The following is a 21,404-nucleotide window of genomic DNA, read 5'->3' on the forward strand; positions in this document are numbered from 1 at the left end:
GGAGGCTGACGAGCTAGGCCGCGTCCGCCAGGTCGGTCAGCACCGGCTGGCCCTGGTCGGCCAGCTCACGGCGGGGGCACGCACCCCGGCCCAGGATTGCCTGGATACGGCGTACGCACGAACCGCAGTCCGTGCCCGCCTTGCAGGCGGACGCTATCTGGCGGGGCGTACAGGCGCCGTCCTCCGCGTGCTGCTTCACCTGCTGCTCGGTGACACCGAAGCAACTGCACACGTACACGCGGACCACCTCCCGCCGGGATCGAAGTCGTGCCATCCCCTTGATCGGTGAGGCTAACCTAACCTTACCCGCCACACAGGAACCGCAAAAGTGGGGTGGGGCGCGGATCGTATGTGATCCGCGCCCCACCCCACACGCCGGTAACAACCGAACCGGCTACTGGTCCCTGTACATCTCAGCGACGAGGAAGGCCAGGTCAAGCGACTGGCTGCGGTTGAGCCGCGGGTCGCAGGCCGTCTCGTAGCGCTGGTGCAGGTCGTCGACGAAGATCTCGTCGCCGCCGCCCACGCACTCGGTGACGTCGTCGCCGGTGAGCTCCACGTGGATGCCGCCCGGGTGGGTGCCGAGGGCCTTGTGGACCTCGAAGAAGCCCTTGACCTCGTCGAGCACGTCGTCGAAGCGGCGGGTCTTGTGACCGGAGGCCGCCTCGAAGGTGTTGCCGTGCATCGGGTCGGTCACCCAGGCCACGGTCGCGCCGGACGCGGTGACCTTCTCGACCAGCTCGGGGAGCTTGTCGCGGACCTTGTCGGCGCCCATGCGGACGATGAAGGTCAGCCGGCCCGGCTCACGCTCCGGGTCCAGGCGCTCGATGTACTGGAGCGCCTCCTCGGCCGTCGTCGTCGGGCCGAGCTTGATGCCGACCGGGTTGCGGATCTTCGAGGCGAACTCGATGTGCGCGTGGTCCAGCTGCCGGGTGCGCTCACCGATCCACACCATGTGCGCCGAGACGTCGTACAGCTTGCCGGTGCGGGAGTCGACCCTGGTCAGCGCCGACTCGTAGTCGAGCAGCAGCGCCTCGTGCGAGGAGTAGAACTCGACGGTCTTGAACTCCTCCGGGTCGGCCCCGCAGGCGTGCATGAAGTTCAGCGCCTGGTCGATCTCGCGCGCGAGCTGCTCGTAGCGCTGACCGGACGGGGACGACTTCACGAAGTCCTGGTTCCAGGCGTGCACCTGGCGCAGGTCGGCGTAGCCGCCGGTGGTGAAGGCGCGCACCAGGTTGAGCGTCGAGGCGGAGGCGTTGTACATCCGCTTCAGGCGCTCGGGGTCCGGGATACGGGCGGCCTCGTTGAAGTCGAAGCCGTTGACCGAGTCACCGCGGTACGTCGGCAGGGTCACGCCGTCGCGGGTCTCGGTGCCCTTGGAGCGCGGCTTGGAGTACTGGCCGGCGATACGGCCGACCTTCACGACCGGCACCGAGGCGGCGTACGTCAGCACGGCGCCCATCTGGAGCAGGGTCTTCAGCTTGTTGCGGATGTGGTCGGCGGACACCGCGTCGAAGGCCTCGGCGCAGTCGCCGCCCTGGAGGAGGAACGCCTCTCCCTTGGCGACGGCCGCCATCCGGGCGCGCAGCTGGTCGCACTCGCCCGCGAAGACGAGCGGCGGATACGACTCCAGCTCCGCAACGACTGCGCGCAGAGCCTCGGTGTCGGGGTACTCGGGCTGCTGCGCCGCGGGCAGGTCTCGCCAGGTGTTGCCAGCACTCGCGCTGGTCTTAGCGTTCACGGTCACGCCTCAACATTACGGGGTCGTGTCGGGCGTCCTGCCCCATGCCCAGCAATTGAGACACGAGGTACACGACTCGGACAGGGAGGTTCGGACATGGGGTAGGGTGCCTCGCATGTTCGCGCACTCGACCCAGAACTGGTGGTGGACCGCTCATCCGGCGGCCCACTGACTGCGCGTACGACAGACTTCGCGAAGGCCGCCCGAGGGGCGGCCTTCGGCGTTTTCCGGGGTCCGTTCCTCTCCCACTGAGTACCACCGAGTCTCACTGAGAAGGAGCACGGATCCATGAACCTGCTCGGCTTGCTGGACGACCCCCGCCCGTTCGCCCTGCTGCGCCGCCGCACCCCGGGCCAGGACCACGAGACGGTCGAGGTCCTGCTCGGCCCGGTCGCCACATACGACCGGCTCGCCGACCTCCCCGACGAGGGCCTGGCGCTCGTTCCCTTCCGGCAGATCCGCGAGCGCGGCTTCGACGTCCGCGACGACGGCACGCCGCTGACGGTGCTGACGCCCGAGGAGACGTACGGCATCCCGCTCGCCGAAGCCCTGGCGCAGCTCCCCGCCCACGACGTGCGTGTCGAGGGCGGCGGCTTCGACGTGGCCGACGAGGAGTACGCGGAGATCGTCGGGCGCGTGCTGCGGGACGAGATCGGGCGGGGAGAGGGCGCGAACTTCGTGATCCGGCGGACGTACCAGGGGGAGATCCCGGGGTTCGGACGGGCCGACGCGCTGGCACTGTTCCGGCGGCTGCTGGAGGGTGAGCGCGGCGCGTACTGGACCTTCGTCGTGCATACCGGGGAGCGCACGCTGGTGGGGGCGAGCCCCGAGGTGCACGTGCGGATGTCCGGCGGGACCGTCGTCATGAACCCGATCAGCGGGACGTACCGCTATCCCGCCGAGGGCCCGACCCCCGACCATCTGCTCGACTTCCTCGCCGACGGCAAGGAGATCGAGGAGCTGTCGATGGTCGTCGACGAGGAGCTCAAGATGATGTGCACCGTCGGCGACATGGGCGGTGTGGTCGTCGGGCCCCGGCTGAAGGAGATGGCGCACCTCGCGCACACCGAGTACGAGCTGCGCGGGAAGTCCTCGCTGGATGTGCGGGAGGTCCTGAAGGAGACGATGTTCGCGGCCACGGTCACCGGCTCGCCCGTGCAGAACGCCTGCCGGGTCATCGAACGGCACGAGGTCGGCGGGCGCGGTTACTACGCGGGGGCGCTGGCGCTCATCGGCCGGGACTCGGGCGGGGCCCAGACCCTCGACTCCCCCATCCTCATCCGCACCGCCGACATCGACGCGGACGGGCGGCTGCGGGTGCCGGTGGGCGCCACGCTCGTGCGCGGTTCGGACCCGGCGAGCGAGGTCGCGGAGACGCACGCGAAGGCGGCGGGGGTGCTGGCGGCCCTTGGCGTACGGCCGTCCCGGCCCCGTGCGGAGCACGCGCGCGTGCGCCTCGCCGACGACCCACGCGTGCGTGCCGCGCTCGACGGGCGCCGGGCGTCGCTGGCCCCGTTCTGGCTGCGAATGCAGGAGCGGTCCGAGGAGCTGGGCGGACATGCCCTGGTCGTCGACGGCGAGGACACCTTCACGGCGATGCTCGGGCATGTGCTGCGGTCGACCGGGCTGGACGTGACCATCAGGCGGTACGACGAGGACGGGCTGCGGGAGGCGGTGCTCGCGCACGAGGGGCCGGTGGTGCTCGGCCCCGGCCCCGGTGATCCCTCCGACCTCACCGACCCCAAGATGCGCTTCCTGCGTGAGCTCACCGCCGAGGTCATCCGGAACCACCGGCACGGCGTCCTCGGCGTCTGCCTCGGGCACGAGCTGATCGCGGCCGAGCTGGGGCTGGAGATCGTACGGAAGGAAGTGCCGTACCAGGGGGCGCAGACGACGGTCGACCTGTTCGGGCGGCCGGAGACGGTCGGCTTCTACAACAGCTTCGTGGCGCGCTGCGACGACGAGGCCCTACAGGAGATCACCGCCCACGGCATCGAGGTCAGCCGGGCCGGTAACGGAGAGGTGCATGCCGTACGGGGACCTGGGTTCGCCGGGGTGCAGTTCCACCCGGAGTCGATCCTGACCCTGAACGGGGCAGTCGTCGTACGGGAGTTGGTCGGTCAGCTGCGGAACACGACCGTCTAGCCGTCTTGGTCGTCCGGGGGCTGCCGCCCCCGGACGCTCAGGCCTGCCGTCAGCCGAAGAACACCCCGACCTCCTCGTACAGCTTCGGGTCGACCGTCTTCAGCTTGGCCGTGGCGTCCGCGATCGGGACGCGGACGATGTCGGTGCCGCGCAGGGCGACCATCTTGCCGAAGTCGCCGTCGCGGACCGCCTCGATGGCGTGCAGCCCGAAGCGGGTGGCCAGCCAGCGGTCGAAGGCGCTGGGGGTGCCGCCGCGCTGGATGTGCCCGAGGACGGTCGTACGGGCCTCCTTGCCGGTGCGCTTCTCGATCTCCTTGGCCAGCCATTCGCCGACCCCGGACAGCCGGACGTGCCCGAAGGAGTCCAGCGACTCGTCCTTGAGGACCATGTCGCCGTCCTTCGGCATGGCGCCCTCGGCGACGACCACGATGGGGGCGTACGACGCCTTGAAGCGCGAGGTGATCCAGGCGCAGACCTTGTCGACGTCGAAGCGCTGCTCGGGGATGAGGATGACGTTGGCGCCGCCGGCCAGCCCGGAGTGGATGGCGATCCAGCCGGCGTGCCGGCCCATCACCTCGCAGACCAGGACCCGCATATGGGACTCGGCGGTGGTGTGCAGCCGGTCGATGGCCTCGGTCGCGATGCCGACGGCGGTGTCGAAGCCGAAGGTGTAGTCGGTGGCGGACAGGTCGTTGTCGATCGTCTTGGGCACGCCGACACAGGGCATGCCGTACTCGTCGCAGAGGCGGGCGGCGACGCCGAGGGTGTCCTCGCCGCCGATCGCGATGAGCGCCTCGACCTCCTGCTTGGCGAGGTTCTCCTTGATACGGCGGATGCCGTCCTCCTGCTTCAACGGGTTGGTACGCGAGGAGCCGAGGATGGTGCCGCCGCGGGGCAGGATGCCGCGCACGGCGGGGATGTCGAGACGGACGGTGTCGTTCTCGAGCGGACCTCGCCAGCCGTCCCGGAAGCCGACGAAGTCGTAGCCGTACTCCTGCACGCCCTTGCGGACGACGGCCCGGATGACGGCGTTGAGACCGGGGCAGTCGCCGCCTCCGGTCAGTACTCCGACCCGCATGGAAATGTCCCTTCGCCGCGGTTGCCTGGTGAGGCCACGCTAATGGTGAGCCAGGTCACAGCGGGATGGGTCGGAACGGCAATTCCGGTGAACTGCCGTGCGTTTGGTTTACGCGCCGTCAATCGGACGGCGGTTGGATCACTCGTCGTCGAGACCGCGCTCTATCGCGTACCGCACCAGCTCCACCCGGTTGTGCAGCTGGAGCTTGCCGAGGGTGTTCTGGACGTGGTTCTGCACCGTGCGGTGGGAGATGACCAGGCGTTCGGCGATCTGCTTGTAGCTCAGTCCCTTGGCGACGAGCCGCAGCACCTCGGTCTCGCGCTCGGTGAGCTGCGGAGCCCCCGGCTGGTCGGCGTCCGGGGCGGCGGGCGCCGGTTCGGAGGCGAGGCGGCGGTACTCGCCGAGGACCAGGCCGGCCAGGCCCGGCGTGAACACCGGGTCGCCGACGGCCGTACGGCGCACCGCGTCGAGGAGTTCCTCCGTCGAGGCCGACTTCAGCAGATAGCCGGTCGCGCCCGACTTCACGGCCTCCAGTACGTCGGCGTGCTCGCCGCTCGCGGAGAGGACCAGGACGCGCAGCGCGGGGTTGTGGGCCACCAGCTCCTTGCAGACCTGGACGCCGGGCTTGGCCGGCAGGTTGAGGTCCAGCACGAGGACGTCGGGGGCGGCGGCCTTCGCGCGGCGTACGGCCTGGTCGCCGTCGCCCGCCGTGGCGACCACGTCGAGGCCGGACTCCGCCAGGTCACGGGCGACCGCGTCGCGCCACATGGGGTGGTCGTCGACCACCATGACCCTGATCGGGCCCTGCCGTCCGTCCCGTCCGCTCGCGGTGTCCGTCATCGCTGCTCCGCCTTCCCCCGTGAAACGCTGCTGTCCTTCGGTACTTTCAGTTCCACTTCGCTGCCCTGGCCCGGCACCGAGATCAGCTCGGCGGTGCCGCCGAGGTCCCGCAGCCGTCCACGGATCGACAAAGCGACACCGAGCCGCCCCTCGCCCTCGGCCTGCGCCAGCCGTCCCTCGGGGATGCCGGGTCCGTCGTCCCGTACGGTGACGATCACCTCGTCGGGTTCGTCCTCGACGAGGATCCACGCGCGCGCGTGCTCCCCCGCGTGCTTGCGGACGTTGTCCAGGGCGGCTCCCACGGCCGCGGCCAGCTCCCGCGCGGCGGCCGGGGGCAGTGCCACGGGCGCGCCGGGCTCGGCGAGGCTGACCCTGGCGCCGGCGTACGGGGCGAGCAGCGCTCGGAGATCGACGGGAGCGGCGGAGTCGTCCGCCTCCTCCACTGCGACCACCACGGCGCCCTCGGCGGCGTCCTCCGACACCCGCGACACGGGCACCAGCCCACCCGAGACCAGGGTGCGCAGCGCGACCTCCTGCTCGCCGGCCATCCGGCCCAGCTCGGCCGCCTCACCACCGATGACGGCGCCGCGCCGCTGCACCATCGCCAGCACCTGGAGCACGCCGTCGTGGATGTCCCGGGCGAGCCGCTCCCGCTCACGCGTCGCCGCCTCGATCTCCAGGGCGCGGGCCAGGGTGCGCTCGGACGCGCGGGCGACCTCGACGACGTAGCCGATGGCGATGGAGGCGATCCAGACGAGGAGCACCATGTGGACGGTGTCGCGGGTCGGCACGCCGGAGCGGTGGACCAGGTTGGCGGCGGCGACCAGCGTGGAGGCGAAGGCGGCCCAGCGCCAGCCGCCCTTGATGGCGAACGCGAGCACGGCGCCCGCGGTCCAGATCGACGGCAGGGTCGGGGCCCCGGCCTCGATCCGCGCGGGTGTCTCGGCGAGCCGGGTGAGCAGGATGCCGGCCAGGGCGATGGTGAGGTCCAGGGTGAGGAAGCGCTTGGTGCAGCTGGCGGCGTTGGCGACCCTGGGCAGGGTGGCCAGGGTCCAGACGGCGAGTACGGCGTAGTAGGGGATGGCCACCCAGGGGTGGGCGACCTCGTCGTGGGCGCTGATGAACAGCCCGATGGCGTACACCATGGTCAGCACCCGGTAGCCGGCCAGCGCACGCCACAGCGGCTGCTCGACGGACATCCTCATGACCCGCTCGCGCTTGGCCATTCCCCACCCCCGTGTTTTCGAGTCGCTCGCCCGGACTGCCCTGCCTTAGGCCCCCGACCGCTCCTCGTCCGCCTTCTTCTTCGCCTGGTCCTTCTTCGCCTGGTCCTTCTTCGCCTGGTCCTTCTCGGCCTTCGCCGCGTCCGCGATCTGCCGCTTGGCGGCCGTCGCGTACATGTCGACGTACTCCTGGCCGGAGAGCTTCATGATCTCGTACATGACCTCGTCGGTCAGCGCGCGCAGCACGAAGCGGTCGTGCTCCATGCCCTGGTACCGGCTGAAGTCCAGGGGCTCGCCGATCCGGATGCCGGGCCGCATGAGCTTGGGCATGACCTTGCCCGGCGGCTGGATCTTCTCCGTGTCGATCATCGCGACCGGGATGACCGGCGCTCCGGTGGCGAGCGCCACGCGCGCGAGGCCACCGGGCTTGCCCCGGTAGAGCCGGCCGTCGGGCGAGCGGGTGCCCTCTGGATAGATCCCGAACAGCTCACCGCGCTCCAGGACGTCTATCCCGCTCTTGATGGCCGCCTCGCCCGCCCCGCGCGCCCCGGAGCGGTCCACGGGCAGCTGGCCGACACCCTTGAAGAACGCGGCCGTCAGCCGGCCCTTCACACCCGGGGTCGTGAAGTACTCGGCCTTCGCGATGAACGTGACCTTGCGGTCGAGGACCGCGGGCAGGAAGAACGAGTCGGAGAAGGAGAGGTGGTTGCTCGCCAGGATCGCGGGCCCCTCGGCGGGAATGTTCTCCAGGCCTTCCACCCAGGGCCTGAAGGCGACCTTCAGCGGTCCCCCGATGGTCACCTTCATCGCGCCGTACAACAACCGAGTGCCTCCTGTGTCTGTCGATCAGACCTTAACCCGGAGCACTGTCAATGAGTCCGACGGCCCTGGTCGGTGTCAGTGCGGTCGCGTACGGTGAACCACACCTGGCTGTATCGATGTGCGACTGCGCCTCGTGGGTTCATGTCGTTGCTCTCGTCATGTCCGTCCTTCTCACGAACGGGAGACCGTAAGGTGCCGGTCCTTCCTGGAGCCGAGCCGTACCGCCACGAGGGCGGGGAGATCGGGGTGCTCCTCTGCCACGGCTTCACCGCTTCCCCCCAGTCGCTGCGTCCGTGGGCGAAGTCCCTCGCCGAGCGGGGGTTCACCGTCTCGCTGCCGCTGCTGCCCGGACACGGCACACGCTGGGAGGACATGCGGCTCACCGGCTGGCAGGACTGGTACGCCGAGGTGGACCGCGAGCTGCGCAATCTGCGGGACCGCTGCGCACGGGTCTTCGTGGCCGGCCTCTCCATGGGCGGCGCCCTGGCCCTGCGGCTCGCCGCGAAGCACGGGGAGGGCGTCGCGGGCGTGCTGGCCGTCAACCCGGCGAACAAGGTGCACGGCCTGTACGCGTACACGCTTCCGGTGTCCCGCCACTTCGTCCGTACGGTGCCGGGGATCGTCAACGACATCGCGAAGGAAGGCGGCGTCGAGATCGGCTACCACCGGGTGCCGCTGCACGCGGCCCACTCGCTGCGGAACTTCTTCCGGCTGGTCGACGGCGAGTTGCCGCAGGTCACCCAGCCGCTGCTGCTGCTGCGCAGTGCGCAGGACCACACAGTGCCGTCGGTGGACTCGGCCCGGATCCTGAGCCGGGTGTCGTCCACGGACGTAACGGAGATCGTGCTGGAACAGAGCTATCACGTGGCGACGTTGGACCATGACGCGGACCGGATCTTCGAGGAGAGCATCGGCTTCATCGAACGGGTCGCGACCGGCGTCGGCAGAGAAGGGACGACTGCACGTGGCTGAGCACGACTCCGACCGCGAGAGGCGTGATGACCGCGACGATCGCGAGCAGGAAGAGCAGCACGTCCCGTTCGACGAGGACGCCGCCTGGGCCGCGATCGTCGCCGGATACGGCGACGAGCCGCCGGACCCGCCGGGCTCGAAGCCGTTCAAGTCGGTGGAGGACCTGGCGTTGCTGGAGTCCGACACGAACGACGGGGCGAGCGGCGGGACGGACGGGGACCGGAAGCACGAGAAGGGCGAGAAGACCGAGAGGGGCGAGAACGGCGCGAAGGCCAAGCAGGCCGACGAGCCCACGGAGGACCGGGAGGACAAGCCGGTCCAGCCGCTGGGCAGCTCCGTCTCCTTCGCTCCCGGCGTCGGCCCGCGCGACTACAGCGTGCCGGAGCCGGCCGAGGACGACTTCGACGCCGACGACGAGGGCCACTTCGTCCCACCGGAGCCGCCGCCGCTGCCCGCCGCCGACGCGACCGCGAAGTTCGCCTGGCTCGGGGTGATCGGCGGGCCGGTCCTGCTGCTGCTCGCCGTCCTGCTCGGCTGGGACATGACGTGGTGGCTGGCCACGCTGGGCATCGGCGGCTTCCTGGGCGGGTTCGCCACGCTGGTCATGCGGATGAAGACGGACGACGAGGACGACGACGACCCCGGGCGCGGGGCCGTCGTCTAGGACGCCGGTACTTTGAGGGCGGCCAGGACCGGAAGGTGGTCCGTGGCCGCCCTCAGGTCTGTCTCCGTCACACCGGGGTGGCCCACGGGGACTCCGCAGCCGAGTACCTCGACGCCCTTGGTGGCGAAGATCGCGTCGATGCGCTGATGAGGGTCGGCCGGGGTCGAGGTGTACTCGCTGCCCCAGGGGGCGGTGGCCCAGCAGTCCTGGAGGCCGTCGGCCAGGCGGCGGAAGGTGCGGCCGGCGGGGCGTTCGTTCAGGTCGCCGCCCGCGACGGCGTGCTCGACGTCCATTCCGGCGAGGCGGTCGAGCAGCATGCCGCCCTGCTCCAGGCGTTCGTCCTTCTGCAAGGAGAGGTGGCAGCTCAGGACGCCCAGGCGGGCGCCGCCGAACCGGACCACCGCGGTGGCGAAGCCGCGTCTGTGGAGTCCCGGGGTGAGGGGGAGGAGTACGTCCTCCGTGCGCTCCACGGTGGCCCTCAGGTTGCAGAGGATCGCCGGGCCGGCGGCTGTGGCGCCGCCGGTGAGGATGACGAGGTTCGCCGCGCGGGCCAGGCGGGAGAGCTTCTTGCGCCAGCGGAAGAAGCGGGGGGCTTCTTGGACGAGCACCAGGTCGGGGTCGCAGGCGTTGATGACGCGGGCGAGGGCGGTGGTGTCGTCGCGCATCGAGCGGATGTTGTAGCTGAGGACTCGGATGAGGGCTGAACCGTCGGGGTCTGTGCCGGACTCAGGGAGCAGCGCCATGTGGATCAATGTACGCCCAATGGGTCGGGGCGCGAGGATCGTTGGCGACTGCCGGTCGAGTGTGGCTGGTCGCGCCCACGCTGCGGAGCAGCACATCGATACAGCCCCGCGCCCCTGAGGGAGCTGCAACCCTTGCAGCTCCCCGAGAAGTAACCCCTACATGATCGGGTCGGGCTCGCGGGCCAGGTCCGCCGCGCCCACCAGGCCCGCCTTGTTGCCCAGCTGAGCGGCGATGACATCCGCCACCGGGCGCCAGTTGCCGCCCACCAGCCAGCGCTTGTAGGACTTGCGGATGGGGTCCAGGACCAGTTCGCCCTCGTCCGAGAGGCCGCCGCCGACGATGAAGGCGGACGGGTCGAAGAGGGAGGCCAGGTCGGCGAGGCCGGCCCCGGCCCAGCGGGCCAGCTCGCGGTAGGAGTCGACGGCGACCGGGTCGCCCTGGCGGGCGGCCATGGAGATGTGCTTGCCCTCGATGCCCTCGGGGCTGCCGTCGCCCAGGCCGAGCAGGATCTCGGCGTGCTCCGGGGTGGCGTTGGCGCGCTGCTTGGCGTATCTGACCAGGGCGCGACCGGAGGCGTACTGCTCCCAGCAGCCCTGGCTGCCGCAGCCGCACAGCAGGCCGTCCGGCACCATGCGGATGTGGCCGAACTCGGCGGCCACGCCGTAGTGCCCGCGGCGCAGCTTGTTGCCGATGATGATGCCGCCGCCGAGGCCGGTGCCCAGAGTGATGCAGATGACGTTGCGGTGGCCTTTGCCGGCGCCGAACTTGTACTCGCCCCACGCGGCCGCGTTGGCGTCGTTCTCCACGACGACCGGGAGGCCGACGCGGGCCTCGACCTTCTCCTTCAGCGGCTCGTTGCGCCAGTCGATGTTGGGGGCGAAGTACACCTCCGAGCGCTGGCGGTTGACGTAACCGGCCGCACCGATACCCACGCCGACGATCTCGTGCCCGGCACGCGCGCCCTCCACCGCGGAGGCGATGGCGTCCACGATCCCCTCGGGCGTACCCGGGGTCGGCACCTTGTGGGTCGAGAGGATGTTGCCTTCCTCGTCGACCACGCCGGCCGCGATCTTCGTGCCGCCGATGTCGACGCCGATGGTGAGTCCCATGAATCCCTCAGTTTCGGTCGAGCCCCGCTACGGCCAACGGTACCCGAGGCCCTGCCGCCGGGGACCCGTCGTCCGCCCGGCGGACGAGGCCGGCCGACGCCCCGAATGAGCAGGCCGGCGATCAGCTGAGGACTCGCCTGATCCGGGGAAATCAGTCCAGGTCGATGCGCTCGCCGGGACCGGCGTCGTCGCCCCGGTCCGGGCGCTCGTCCAGGTCGTGCCCGCCCTTCTCCCCGGTGGTCCAGCGGCGTTCCTGGGCCTGGACCGCGGAGCGGTAGGCGGCGAGGAGTTCGGTGCCGGCCGCGGCCAGGTGGTCGAAGACGTCCGGGTTGCGCTCGATGACGGGTTCGACGGCCGCCTTGGCCTGCTCCACGACCTGCTTGACCACCTGCTGGGCGGCGGGGCCGGCGACCGCGCCGAGCAGCGGGGACTGGAGGGTGGACAGCTTGTCCGCGACGGCGTCGACGAGCTTGCGCAGTTCCTCGGCGGCCGCGCCCGGCGGCGGGCCGTGCTGCGCGCGGCGGCGGGCCTTCTCCTCCGCCAGGTCCTCGGCGCACGCCGTCGCCCAGGCGTCGGCGTCGGTCGCCCGCACCTCGTCGTCCCGTACCTCGTCGATCGCCTCGTTCTCACCGGCGTCGGACGGGGGGAGCTCTTCGCTCATGACGGACTCCTGACTACGGTTCGTCCCTACGACGTTACCCGAACGGGCGTACCTGCTTCACCGTGCGCCCGGCCAGAGATCCGGATCCGGCGCGAACCGGATCCGCAGCTCGCCGTCGCGCAGCCCGGCCCCGTCCACGCCGCACCGGCGCAGGGCCGACGGCAGCGGCACGATACGCCGGAACTGCCCTGCGGTGACGACGAGTTCGTCGCCGCGCCGGATGAGGTCCAGCTCGTCGCGTACGGCGCCGGGCAGCGGGAGGTGCCAGACGAGGACGCCGTCCTCGGCGAGCCGGTCGGTGACGGGCCACTCGACGGTGGACGACGTGTCGTTGACGGCGGGCACGGCGAGGTCGGCGAGGTCGTCGGCGCCGCGCGGGTCCCGGCCGAGGTGGGCGACGCCGTGGACGTCGTGGCCCTCCGCCCGCCACTCCGCCAGGACCTTGTGCTGCTGGGCGATGGGCCCGGCGAGCCAGCTGCCCGGCAACGCCTCCGCCTCCGGCAGGACCCGGTTGGCGACCAGCAGGTCGGGGCGCAGGCCGCGCAGGGCGAGGGCGAGGGTGGCGTCCCGCACGGCGTCGGCGCCGCCCGGACCGGGCTCGGCGACCAGCCGTACGACGGTGTCGCGGTCGGCGACGACGGCCTCGACGGCGGCGAGGTCGAGGTCCCAGCGGGCCGCGGTCTCGTACAGCCACTCCGCGGGCATCGGCACGCCGGCCAGCCGGCCCAGGACGGGCCGCAGCGCACGGGCCGCCTGCCGCTCGGGCGGGAGCAGCCGGCGCAGATAGCGGCGCAGCTCTTCGGGGAGCGCGAGCAGGGCGAGGGCGTGCGGCGTGGCCGGCAGGTCGACGACGAGGAGGTCGTGCGCCTCGGCGAGCGCGGCGTCCCGCAGGGCCCGCAGCAGCGCGAGCTCCTCGGCACCGGGGAGGGGGGTGACCTCTTCCGGGTCGAGCCGGGAGGCGCCGAGGAGGTCGAGGGCGGAGGCGGCCCGCTCCTGGAAGGAGGCCAGGTCGTCCCGGAACCCGACGGCGGCGTCGGGCCGCCAGGCGGTGAGGTTCGGGGTGACCCGGGTCGGGGCCGGCCCGGTGCTCACGCCGAGTGCCGCGCCCAGGGTGTCGGTGCGGTCGGCGCTGAGGACCAGGGTTCTGGTGCCGCCGGCTGTCGCCGAGAGCGCGGTGGCGGCAGCAACGGTTGTACGGCCGCTGCCGCCCGGGCCCGTGATCAGGATGGTGCGCATGGGGGTGAACCGTAACGGACGTCGGGGTTCACCCCTGTTGCGAGGTGCCAGGCATTTCAGCCCGTCCGGCGTTCGAGGACGAGGCCGTTCAGGCCGACGGGGGTCCAGGGGGCGGAGCCCCTGGGGATGGGACGGGTAGGGGCGGCGGGGGCGAGGAACCCTACTTGCCCGACTCGACCCGCTTCTTCAGCCCCGCCAGCGCCCGGTCGATGATGACCTTCTCGGCCTTGCGCTTGATCATGCCCAGCATCGGGATCTTGACGTCCACCGTCAGCAGGTAGGTGACCTCGGTCGCCCCCGCCCCGGCCGGCTTCAGGATGTACGAGCCGTCGAGCGACCGCAGCATCTGGGACTTCACCAGCGTCCAGGACACCTCGTTCTCGCCGGTCCAGGTGTAGCCCAGCACCTGGTCGTCCTTGATCGCGCCGGCGTCCATGACGAGCCGGACCTGTTCGGCCCGGCCCTGGCCGTCGGTCTTGAGGACCTCCGCCTCCTTCACCTCACCGGTCCAGTCGGGGTAGCGCGCGAAGTCGGCGATCACCCCCATGACATCGGCCGGTGCCGCCTCGATCGTGATGCTCGAGCTGGTGTGTTCCGCCATCGCAGTGGCTCCTCCAGAAGCGGGCCGGTATGAAGTCGTGGTGCGCACGCGTGCGCAGCGTGAAGGCTACCGCGCGTCCGACCTGCCGACTTCACCCGCACCTCACCACTCCAGCGCCCAGGGCTTCCCGGACCCGGCGAAGTGCCCCACGTTCACGCACTCGGTCGCCCCGATCCGCATCCGGCGGACCAGCGGCTGATGGACATGCCCGAACAGGGAGTAACGGGGACGCGTACGGCGAATCGCCTCCAGCAGCGCCCGGCTTCCCCGCTCGAAGCGCCGCGCCACCGTGTCGTACACCAACTCGGGGACCTCGGGCGGAATGTGCGTGCAGAGCACGTCCACCTCCCCCACGGCCTCGATCTTCGCCGCGTACTCCTCGTCGCTGATCTCGTAGGGGGTCCGCATCGGCGTGCGCAGGCCGCCGCCCACGAAGCCGAAGACCCACCCGCCGATCTCCGCCCGCTCCCCGTCCAGCACCGTCGTGCCGGGTCCGGCGTACTCCGGCCACAGGGGCGGCATGTCGACATTGCCGTAGGTGGCGTACGTCGGCGTCGGGAGCACCGCGAACATCTCGGCGTACTGCTTGCGCACCGCCTTCTCGATCACCGCACGCCGGTCCGAGCCGATGCCGGCCCACAGCCGCGCCCCGAACTCCCGGGCCTCCTCGAAGCGCCGGGCGGTGCGGAGCTCCACGATGCGGTCGGCGTTCGCCACGCCGAACAGGTCGGGGAAGATGCCGCGCGAATGGTCGGCGTAGTCCAGGAACAACACCAGGTCGCCCAGGCAGATCAGGGCGTCGGCGCCCTCGCCGGCCCTGGCCAGGTCGCGGGTGTTGCCGTGCACATCGCTGACCACATGGACGCGCGTCCTGCGGTTTCCCCTCGGTGTCGGTGCCATGGCGATCAAGGGTAAGCGTGTGCGGCAAACGTGAACAGTGGCGGCTGAACCGATGGTTACTGGCCAGTCGTCAGACAGCTCGACTACTGTGCGCGCAGAGGTACCAATCCGTGTGACGCAGCGAACATCTCGCCGGACCCCCCTGTCGAAGAAGCCATACCGGCGGGTAACGTCCGGTCGGTCCAGTCGTGCTCTGGATTTCAACTTGTGAATCCACGAGCACTCGCCCGAGCCATGGACCGCACCGTCGCATCACACAACGTCGTGGCGCCGGCGCCCTATGAGGAGCAGCAGTCTTGCGCGAGTTCAGCCTTCCGGCTTTGTACGAGGTCCCTGCGGACGGAAACCTGACCGACATCGTCCGCAGAAACGCCGCGCAGCACCCGGATGTCGCCGTCATCGCCCGCAAGGTGGGCGGTGCCTGGCAGGACGTGTCGGCCACCACCTTCCTCGCCGAGGTGCACGCGGCCGCGAAGGGGCTCATCGCCGCCGGGGGGGGACCGGGCGACCGGGTCGGCCTGATGTCGCGTACACGCTACGAATGGACCCTGCTCGACTTCGCGATCTGGTCGGCGGGCGCGGTCACCGTGCCGGTGTACGAGACCAGCTCGCCGGAGCAGATCCAGTGGATCCTCTCCGACTCGGGCGCCACCGCCTGCGTCGTCGAGCTGGACGGCCACACCGCCGCCGTCGAGTCGGTGCGCGACCGGCTACCCGCGCTCAAGCACGTCTGGCAGATCGAGGCCGGCGACGTCGAGGAGCTGGGCCGCCTCGGGCAGGACATCAGCGACGCGACGGTCGAGGAGCGCGGCTCGCTGGCGAAGGCCGACGACCCGGCGACCATCGTGTACACGTCCGGGACCACGGGCCGCCCCAAGGGCTGTGTCCTGACCCACCGGAGCTTCTTCGCCGAGTGCGGCAACATCGTCGAGCGTCTGCGGCCCCTCTTCCGCACCGGCGAGTGCTCGGTCCTGCTCTTCCTCCCGCTCGCGCATGTCTTCGGCCGCCTCGTACAGGTCGCGCCCATGATGGCGCCGATCAAGCTGGGCACGGTCCCGGACATCAAGAACCTCACCGACGAGCTGGCCGCGTTCCGCCCGACGCTGATCCTGGGCGTCCCGCGGGTCTTCGAGAAGGTCTACAACTCGGCGCGTGCCAAGGCCCAGGCGGACGGCAAGGGCAAGATCTTCGACAAGGCGGCGGACACGGCGATCGCCTACAGCAAGGCGCTGGACACGCCGTCCGGCCCGCCCGTCGGCCTGAAGATCAAGCACAAGGTCTTCGACAAGCTGGTCTACAGCAAGCTGCGCGCGGTGCTCGGCGGCAAGGGCGAGTACGCCATCTCCGGCGGCGCCCCGCTGGGCGAGCGGCTCGGGCACTTCTTCCGCGGCATCGGCTTCACGGTCCTGGAGGGCTACGGCCTGACCGAGTCCTGCGCCGCCACCGCGTTCAACCCCTGGGACCGCCAGAAGATCGGCACGGTCGGGCAGCCCCTGCCGGGCTCGGTGGTCCGTATCGCGGACGACGGTGAGGTGCTGCTGCACGGCGAGCACCTGTTCCGGGAGTACTGGAACAACCCGGGCGCGACCGAGGAGGCGCTGGCCGACGGCTGGTTCCACACCGGTGACATCGGCACCCTCGACGAGGACGGCTACCTCCGGATCACCGGCCGCAAGAAGGAGATCATCGTCACCGCGGGCGGCAAGAACGTCGCGCCGGCCGTGATCGAGGACCGTATCCGGGCGCACGCGCTGGTCGCGGAGTGCATGGTGGTGGGCGACGGGCGGCCGTTCGTGGGCGCGCTGGTCACCATCGACGAGGAGTTCCTGGGCCGCTGGTGCGCCGACCACGGCAAACCGGCGGGCTCCACCGCGGCGTCGCTGCACGAGGACCCCGACCTGCTGGCCGCGATCCAGTCGGCGGTCGACGACGGCAACGCCGCGGTGTCGAAGGCGGAATCGGTGCGGAAGTTCCGCATTCTCCCCTCCCAGTTCACGGAGGACTCGGGCCATCTGACGCCGTCGCTGAAGCTCAAGCGCAACGTCGTGGCGAAGGACTTCGCGGACGAGATCGAGGCGATCTACCAGAAGTAGCCGCCCCTCTCCGAGGCGGTACGACAGCTCATGGCGCGGTGTCCTCCACGAGGACCCGCGCCATCGTGCGTTCGGCGAGCGCGGTGATCGTCACGAACGGGTTCACCCCGATCGACCCGGGCACGAGCGAGCCGTCGGTGACGTACAGCCGCGCATACCCCTTCACCCGGCCGTAGTCGTCCGTCGCCTTGCCCAGCACGCAGCCGCCCAGCGGGTGGTAGGTGAAGTCGTCGGCGAAGACCTTGTTGCCCGAGCCGAACAGGTCGTACCGGTAGATGGTGGTGTTCGCCCGGTTGATCCGGTCGAACAGCTTCTTCGCCATGCCCACGGACACGGCACTCTGCGCCGCGCTCCAGCCGAGTTTCACGGCTCCCGTGGCGTTGTCGTACGAGAACGACGCGCGCTCCGGGTTCTTGGTGATCGCCAGATAGAGGCTGACCCAGTGCTCCAGTCCCGTGGGGAGAGGAGCGATCTCGGCGAAGACGGGGTTCGCGGTGTTGGCCCAGTCGTCGATGCCCATGACCGGCATGGTCGACTGGTTCGCCCCGACGGTGTCCCACAGGTGGTTGGCCCGCCCCAGCATCACGTTGCCGTTGGTCCCCCACCCCGTGCCGACGCTCGAGTCCAGGGCGGGCAACGTGCCCGACTCCCTTGCCCGGACGAGGAGTTCGGTGGTGCCGACGCTGCCGCCGCCGAGGAAGAGATACCTGCAGCCGTACTCCTTCGTCTCGACGACGGTGCCGGTCTCGTCGATCCGGTCGACGGCCAGGACGTACGTCCCGTCGGCGGCCCTGCTGATCGACTTCACCCGCTCCAGGGTGTGGAGGGTGACGTTCCCGGTGCCGAGCGCCGAGGCCAGATACGTCTTGTCGAGGGAGCGCTTGCCGTGGTTGTTGCCGTAGATGACCTCGCCGGCGAGGGCGGACTTGGTGGCCGTACCGGCCGCCTCGCGCTGCATGTACCCGAAGTCGTAGACGCTGGGCACGAAGGTGGTCTTCAGGCCGGCCTTGCTCGCGTGCTGACGGGAGATCCGGGTGAAGCGGTACCACTCGGTCGACTCGAACCACGCGGGGTCGACGGTGTTGACACCGAGCATGGAGCGGGCGCGCGGGAAGTAGGTGCCGTACATCTCCGCGGTGTCCACGGTCGGGAACTGCTCGGCGAAGTAGGACTGGAGCGGGGTGACCGCCATGCCGCCGTTGACCAGGGAACCGCCGCCGACTCCCCGGCCGACGTACACGGACATGTGGTCGTAGTGCACACGGTCCAGGGCTCCCGGGTACGGGCTGATGTCCTTGTTGACCACGTCCAGCCACAGGAAGGTGGCGAGCGGGGCCTCGGTGCGGGTGCGGAACCACATGGAGCGCTGGTCGGGGGCGCCGGTGGAGCAGAAGACCTTGCCGTCGGGGCCGTTGGTGTTCCACAGGCGGCCCATCTCGAGGACGAGGGTGCGGATGCCGGCCTGGCCGAGGCGGAGGGCGGCCACGGCGGCGCCGTAGCCGGAGCCGACGACTATGGCGGGGGCGGATTCGACTGCTTCGGGCTCGGCGGCTTGGGCTGACTGGAGGCCGATGCGGGTGAAGCCGAGGGTGGCCGCGGTCTGGAGGGCCGCCATGCCCAGGATTTGACGTCTTGTCAGCTGACGCTGCATCAGTTTTGCTGTCATGTGCGGAGCATGCGCGGATTTTCCGGTTCCGCCTAGTGGTGTGCCACTTATTCGCCGTTGGCGGGTGCGGGTTGTTTGTGTGGCTGGTCGCGCCCGCGCGGCGGAGCCGCACATCGACACAGCCCCGCACCCCTGAAAGCCTTTGCCCACGCCCCGACAGAAGGCGCGTTGCCCTACAGCAGCGTTTGCAGCTTCTCCGCCAGCAGGTCCCAGCGCCACCTCTCCTCGACCCACTCCCTGCCCCGCTCGCCCATCCTCCGGCGCAGCTCGGCGTCTCCCAGGAGCGTGACGACGCGGTCGGCGGCCTCCGCCGGGGAGCCGCCCCTCACCACCCAACCCGTCTCGCCGTCCAGGACGGCATCCGGCGCCCCGCCCGAATCCCCCGCGACCACCGGCAGCCCGGTCGCCGAAGCCTCCAGGTAGACGATCCCGAGCCCCTCCACATCCAGCCCCCGTCGCCTCGTCCGGCAGGGCATCGCGAAGACGTCGCCGGCGCCGTAGTGCGCGGGCAGGTCGGACCAGGGCACAGGCCCCGTGAAGTGGACGGAGTCGGCGACGCCCGTGTCGTGGGCGAGCTTGCGCAGGTCGTTCTCGTACGGTCCGCCCCCGACGATCAGCAGCACGGCGTCCGGCTCGGCGGCCAGGATGCGGGGCATGGCCTGGATCAGGGTGTCCTGCCCCTTGCGCCGGACCAGACGGGAGACACAGACGACCACGGGCCGGTCCGTCAGCCCCAGCCGGGCCCGGACCTCGTCGCCGCCCGACCCCGGGTGGAAGGTCTTCTCGTCGACGCCCGGCGGCAGCTGCACCATCCGCGAGGCCGCGGCCGGCGTCAGCGCGGTCGCGATCCGCGAGCGCGTGTACTCGCCCAGGTAGGTGATCGTGTCCGTGGACTCCCCGATCCGCCCCAGCAGCTGCCGGGCCGCGGGCAGCTGGGCCCAGCCCGCCTCGTGCCCGTGGGTCGTGGCCACGAGCCGCTCGGCGCCCGCCTTCCTGAGCGCCGGTGCCATCAGGCCGAGCGGAGCCGCCGCCCCGAACCACACCGACGTGCAGCCGTGCTCGCGCAGCAGCCCGACCGCGCGCCGGGTCGCCCCGGGCGTCGGCAGCAGCATCGTCGTACGGTCCCGTACGACCGTGAAGGGCTGCTCGGCGTCGAAGGCGGCCGTGGCCTCGGCGCCCTCGCGGCCGCGCTTCCAGGTGGAGGCGTAGACGACCAGCCGCTCCGGGTCGAGCCGTAGCGCCATGTTGTGCAGGAACGCCTGGATGCCGCCGGGGCGGGGCGGGAAGTCGTTGGTCACGATCAGCGTCTTGTGCATCGCCGCCGACCTTATCGAAGCACCTGTTCACAGGGGCCGCCCGGCCACGTGTGTGGCCCGCTCACAGCTGGACAGGACATCATGTTCGGTAAGGCGGGCAGCGAACGGCAGGGGTACTGGTGAAGACGACGGGCACACGGCGATCCCTGGCGGGGCTTCTGGGGATCTGGGCCCTGACCAGGATGGTTCTGCTGCTCTTCGTGTTCAAGGTGTACGTCTTCCCCGGCCCGGACGTCACCAGCGACGTGTCGGTGATCTACCAGGGCTGGTACGACGTCCTGCGCACCGGAACGTTCCCGCTGGACGACGTCACCTGGCAGTACCCGCCCGCCGCCGCGCTGCCGATCCTCTCCCCCGCGCTGGTGTTCTGGCTGGACTACCCGTCGGCGTTCTTCGTCCTCTGCTTCGCCGCCGACCTGGCCGTGCTGCTGCTCCTGCTGTACACCGGCCTGCGCCCGGGCCGGACGCTGCGCGGGGCCTGGGTGTGGGTGGCGGGCGTACCGCTGCTCGGACCGACCGTGTACGCCCGCTACGACGTGATGGTCACCGGCGTCGCCGTGGCCGCGCTGCTCGCGGGTGCCCGGCATCCCCGGGTGATGGGCGCGCTGACGGCCTTCGGGGCGATGCTGAAGGTGTGGCCGGTGCTGCTGCTGGTGGCGGCCCGCAGGCGGAGCGCCTGGGGCTGGGCGGTGCTGACCGCCGGCGCGCTGGCGGCGGTGTTCGCGGTCGCCATGCCCGGCGCCTTCGCGTTCCTCACCTTCCAGCGTGACCGGGGCACCGAGGTGGAGTCACTGGGCTCGCTGGTCTTCCATGTGGCCCGGCAGTACGGCTGGGACGGTCAGGTGCTGCTGAACTACGGCTCGGTGGAGTTCCTCGGTCCGTATGTCGACGTCGTCAGCGATGCCGCCCTGGCCCTGAGCGGGCTCGCCTTCGGCTGGCTGCTGCTGTGGCGGCTGAGGGCGAGGAGGTTCCACTCCCACACCCTCGCGGACGCGGCGTTCGTGGCGGTGCTGATGTTCGTGACGACGAGCCGGGTGATCAGTCCGCAGTACCTGGTGTGGCTGGTCGGGCTCGCGGCCGTGTGCCTGTGCTTCCGTGGCAGCCGCATGAAGGTTCCCGTGGGGCTGGTCCTCGCGGCGTCCTTCGTCACGGTCCTGGAGTTCCCGGTGTGGTTCGCCCATGTCGTCGCCAGCGACGCCCTCGGCGTCACGCTCCTCTTCCTCCGCAACGGCCTGCTGGTCCTCGCCACGGTCCTCGCTGCGCGCGAGCTCTGGCGCTCGACGGTCACCAGGACGCCCCCGCTCCCGGTGCCGACACAGACCCCCCGCCCCAAGGAAACGTCCCTGCCGTCCTGACCCCGACTTCCTCGCCCCCGCCGCCCCTACCCGTCCCATCCCCAGGGGCGCTGCCCCTTCGACCCCGCTGGGGCTGCCGCCCCAGACCCCGCTTTCGGCCCTGAAGGGGCCTCGTCCTCGAACGCCGGACGGGCTGAAGATGCCTGGGCCGGCGAAGCCCCCTGCGGGTGGGTGGGGGTTCGGGACGGCGGTGGCCTTGTTCTCGAACGCCGGGTAGGTAAATCCAGCCCCTCCGGCG

20 protein-coding genes are annotated in these 21,404 nt (G+C 70.8%); 6 read left to right on the forward strand and 14 right to left on the reverse strand.

Annotated features, from left to right (window positions below; all coding sequences use genetic code 11):
- Positions 1-13 precede the first annotated feature (13 nt).
- On the reverse strand, positions 14-274 hold the full coding sequence (locus tag ADK36_RS42550) for a (2Fe-2S)-binding protein (RefSeq protein ID WP_107083793.1): 261 nt from the start codon (positions 272-274) through the stop codon (positions 14-16).
- 120 nt (positions 275-394) lie between these two features.
- Entirely contained in the window at positions 395-1,747 is a 1,353-nt protein-coding gene (locus ADK36_RS42555) for a class II 3-deoxy-7-phosphoheptulonate synthase (RefSeq protein WP_048583474.1), read from the reverse strand.
- 109 nt (positions 1,748-1,856) lie between these two features.
- Here ADK36_RS42555 and ADK36_RS51710 point away from each other — a divergent pair, with 109 nt between their 5' ends.
- Complete coding sequence (locus tag ADK36_RS51710; RefSeq protein ID WP_071528813.1) at positions 1,857-1,913, forward strand: trp operon leader peptide; 57 nt, start codon at positions 1,857-1,859, stop codon at positions 1,911-1,913.
- A 116-nt stretch (positions 1,914-2,029) separates the two neighbouring features.
- Positions 2,030-3,886 (forward strand): anthranilate synthase family protein, encoded by a 1,857-nt coding sequence (locus tag ADK36_RS42560; protein WP_048583475.1) that lies wholly within the window; start codon positions 2,030-2,032, stop codon positions 3,884-3,886.
- Between the two features lie 49 nt (positions 3,887-3,935).
- Here ADK36_RS42560 and ADK36_RS42565 read toward each other — a convergent pair whose 3' ends face one another.
- The 4 genes from ADK36_RS42565 to ADK36_RS42580 form a co-directional block, all read right to left on the reverse strand.
- Positions 3,936-4,964, reverse strand: a complete 1,029-nt coding sequence (locus ADK36_RS42565) for a 6-phosphofructokinase (RefSeq protein ID WP_048583476.1) — start codon at positions 4,962-4,964, stop codon at positions 3,936-3,938.
- Between the two features lie 138 nt (positions 4,965-5,102).
- Positions 5,103-5,804 carry a response regulator gene (locus ADK36_RS42570; protein ID WP_048583477.1) on the reverse strand — a complete coding sequence of 234 codons (702 nt, stop codon included), beginning with the start codon at positions 5,802-5,804 and terminating at the stop codon, positions 5,103-5,105.
- Positions 5,801-7,030, reverse strand: coding sequence for a MacS family sensor histidine kinase (gene macS, locus ADK36_RS42575; protein ID WP_048583478.1), 1,230 nt, complete (start codon positions 7,028-7,030; stop codon positions 5,801-5,803). Before macS ends, ADK36_RS42570 begins: the two co-directional genes overlap by 4 nt.
- Positions 7,031-7,075: 45 nt before the next feature.
- On the reverse strand, positions 7,076-7,834 hold the full coding sequence (locus tag ADK36_RS42580) for a lysophospholipid acyltransferase family protein (RefSeq protein WP_048583498.1): 759 nt from the start codon (positions 7,832-7,834) through the stop codon (positions 7,076-7,078).
- Positions 7,835-8,041: 207 nt separating this feature from the next.
- On the opposite strand from ADK36_RS42580, the gene ADK36_RS42585 reads away from it, so the two are divergent.
- Together ADK36_RS42585 and ADK36_RS42590 are read left to right on the forward strand one after the other, a co-directional pair.
- Positions 8,042-8,821: an alpha/beta hydrolase gene (locus tag ADK36_RS42585; protein ID WP_048583479.1), complete on the forward strand. Its 780-nt coding sequence runs from the start codon at positions 8,042-8,044 to the stop codon at positions 8,819-8,821.
- Positions 8,814-9,485 carry a hypothetical protein gene (locus tag ADK36_RS42590; RefSeq protein WP_048583480.1) on the forward strand — a complete coding sequence of 224 codons (672 nt, stop codon included), beginning with the start codon at positions 8,814-8,816 and terminating at the stop codon, positions 9,483-9,485. Before ADK36_RS42585 ends, ADK36_RS42590 begins: the two co-directional genes overlap by 8 nt.
- Here the strand turns inward: ADK36_RS42590 and ADK36_RS42595 are convergent.
- The 6 genes from ADK36_RS42595 to ADK36_RS42620 all read right to left on the reverse strand — a co-directional run bounded on the left by ADK36_RS42595 (position 9,482) and on the right by ADK36_RS42620 (position 14,736).
- Positions 9,482-10,228, reverse strand: coding sequence for an endonuclease/exonuclease/phosphatase family protein (locus ADK36_RS42595; protein ID WP_048583481.1), 747 nt, complete (start codon positions 10,226-10,228; stop codon positions 9,482-9,484). The two genes, ADK36_RS42590 and ADK36_RS42595, sit on opposite strands and share 4 nt — an antisense overlap.
- A 156-nt stretch (positions 10,229-10,384) precedes the next feature.
- On the reverse strand, positions 10,385-11,338 hold the full coding sequence (locus tag ADK36_RS42600) for an ROK family glucokinase (protein ID WP_048583482.1): 954 nt from the start codon (positions 11,336-11,338) through the stop codon (positions 10,385-10,387).
- Between the two features lie 151 nt (positions 11,339-11,489).
- Positions 11,490-11,999, reverse strand: a complete 510-nt coding sequence (locus ADK36_RS42605) for a DUF5304 domain-containing protein (protein ID WP_048583483.1) — start codon at positions 11,997-11,999, stop codon at positions 11,490-11,492.
- A gap of 57 nt (positions 12,000-12,056) precedes the next feature.
- Positions 12,057-13,235, reverse strand: coding sequence for an ArsA family ATPase (locus tag ADK36_RS42610; protein WP_048583484.1), 1,179 nt, complete (start codon positions 13,233-13,235; stop codon positions 12,057-12,059).
- A gap of 160 nt (positions 13,236-13,395) precedes the next feature.
- Positions 13,396-13,836, reverse strand: coding sequence for an SRPBCC family protein (locus tag ADK36_RS42615; RefSeq protein WP_030047664.1), 441 nt, complete (start codon positions 13,834-13,836; stop codon positions 13,396-13,398).
- A gap of 102 nt (positions 13,837-13,938) precedes the next feature.
- Positions 13,939-14,736: a metallophosphoesterase family protein gene (locus tag ADK36_RS42620; protein ID WP_078916401.1), complete on the reverse strand. Its 798-nt coding sequence runs from the start codon at positions 14,734-14,736 to the stop codon at positions 13,939-13,941.
- Positions 14,737-15,032: 296 nt separating this feature from the next.
- Here ADK36_RS42620 and ADK36_RS42625 point away from each other — a divergent pair, with 296 nt between their 5' ends.
- Positions 15,033-16,829 (forward strand): AMP-dependent synthetase/ligase, encoded by a 1,797-nt coding sequence (locus tag ADK36_RS42625; protein ID WP_053201444.1) that lies wholly within the window; start codon positions 15,033-15,035, stop codon positions 16,827-16,829.
- 28 nt (positions 16,830-16,857) lie between these two features.
- Here ADK36_RS42625 and ADK36_RS42630 read toward each other — a convergent pair whose 3' ends face one another.
- Both ADK36_RS42630 and ADK36_RS42635 read right to left on the reverse strand, forming a co-directional pair.
- Positions 16,858-18,444: a GMC oxidoreductase gene (locus ADK36_RS42630; RefSeq protein WP_048583487.1), complete on the reverse strand. Its 1,587-nt coding sequence runs from the start codon at positions 18,442-18,444 to the stop codon at positions 16,858-16,860.
- Positions 18,445-18,668: 224 nt separating this feature from the next.
- Positions 18,669-19,811: a glycosyltransferase family 4 protein gene (locus ADK36_RS42635; RefSeq protein WP_053201446.1), complete on the reverse strand. Its 1,143-nt coding sequence runs from the start codon at positions 19,809-19,811 to the stop codon at positions 18,669-18,671.
- Between the two features lie 119 nt (positions 19,812-19,930).
- Here ADK36_RS42635 and ADK36_RS42640 point away from each other — a divergent pair, with 119 nt between their 5' ends.
- Positions 19,931-21,166, forward strand: coding sequence for a glycosyltransferase family 87 protein (locus ADK36_RS42640; RefSeq protein WP_048583489.1), 1,236 nt, complete (start codon positions 19,931-19,933; stop codon positions 21,164-21,166).
- Positions 21,167-21,404: the final 238 nt, after the last annotated feature.

Origin of the sequence: Streptomyces viridochromogenes (assembly GCF_001270495.1) — a bacterium.
GTDB classification, from domain to species: Bacteria; Actinomycetota; Actinomycetes; order Streptomycetales; family Streptomycetaceae; genus Streptomyces; species Streptomyces viridochromogenes_A.

Coding starts and splice junctions, on each gene's coding strand:
- ADK36_RS42550 (WP_107083793.1), bottom strand. CDS start 274: ATGGCACGACTTCGATCCCGGCGGGAGGTGGTCCGCGTGTACGTGTGC.
- ADK36_RS42560 (WP_048583475.1), top strand. CDS start 2,030: ATGAACCTGCTCGGCTTGCTGGACGACCCCCGCCCGTTCGCCCTGCTG.
- ADK36_RS42565 (WP_048583476.1), bottom strand. CDS start 4,964: ATGCGGGTCGGAGTACTGACCGGAGGCGGCGACTGCCCCGGTCTCAAC.
- ADK36_RS42570 (WP_048583477.1), bottom strand. CDS start 5,804: ATGACGGACACCGCGAGCGGACGGGACGGACGGCAGGGCCCGATCAGG.
- macS (WP_048583478.1), bottom strand. CDS start 7,030: ATGGCCAAGCGCGAGCGGGTCATGAGGATGTCCGTCGAGCAGCCGCTG.
- ADK36_RS42580 (WP_048583498.1), bottom strand. CDS start 7,834: ATGAAGGTGACCATCGGGGGACCGCTGAAGGTCGCCTTCAGGCCCTGG.
- ADK36_RS42595 (WP_048583481.1), bottom strand. CDS start 10,228: ATGGCGCTGCTCCCTGAGTCCGGCACAGACCCCGACGGTTCAGCCCTC.
- ADK36_RS42600 (WP_048583482.1), bottom strand. CDS start 11,338: ATGGGACTCACCATCGGCGTCGACATCGGCGGCACGAAGATCGCGGCC.
- ADK36_RS42605 (WP_048583483.1), bottom strand. CDS start 11,999: ATGAGCGAAGAGCTCCCCCCGTCCGACGCCGGTGAGAACGAGGCGATC.
- ADK36_RS42610 (WP_048583484.1), bottom strand. CDS start 13,235: ATGCGCACCATCCTGATCACGGGCCCGGGCGGCAGCGGCCGTACAACC.
- ADK36_RS42615 (WP_030047664.1), bottom strand. CDS start 13,836: ATGGCGGAACACACCAGCTCGAGCATCACGATCGAGGCGGCACCGGCC.
- ADK36_RS42620 (WP_078916401.1), bottom strand. CDS start 14,736: ATGGCACCGACACCGAGGGGAAACCGCAGGACGCGCGTCCATGTGGTC.
- ADK36_RS42630 (WP_048583487.1), bottom strand. CDS start 18,444: ATGGCGGCCCTCCAGACCGCGGCCACCCTCGGCTTCACCCGCATCGGC.
- ADK36_RS42635 (WP_053201446.1), bottom strand. CDS start 19,811: ATGCACAAGACGCTGATCGTGACCAACGACTTCCCGCCCCGCCCCGGC.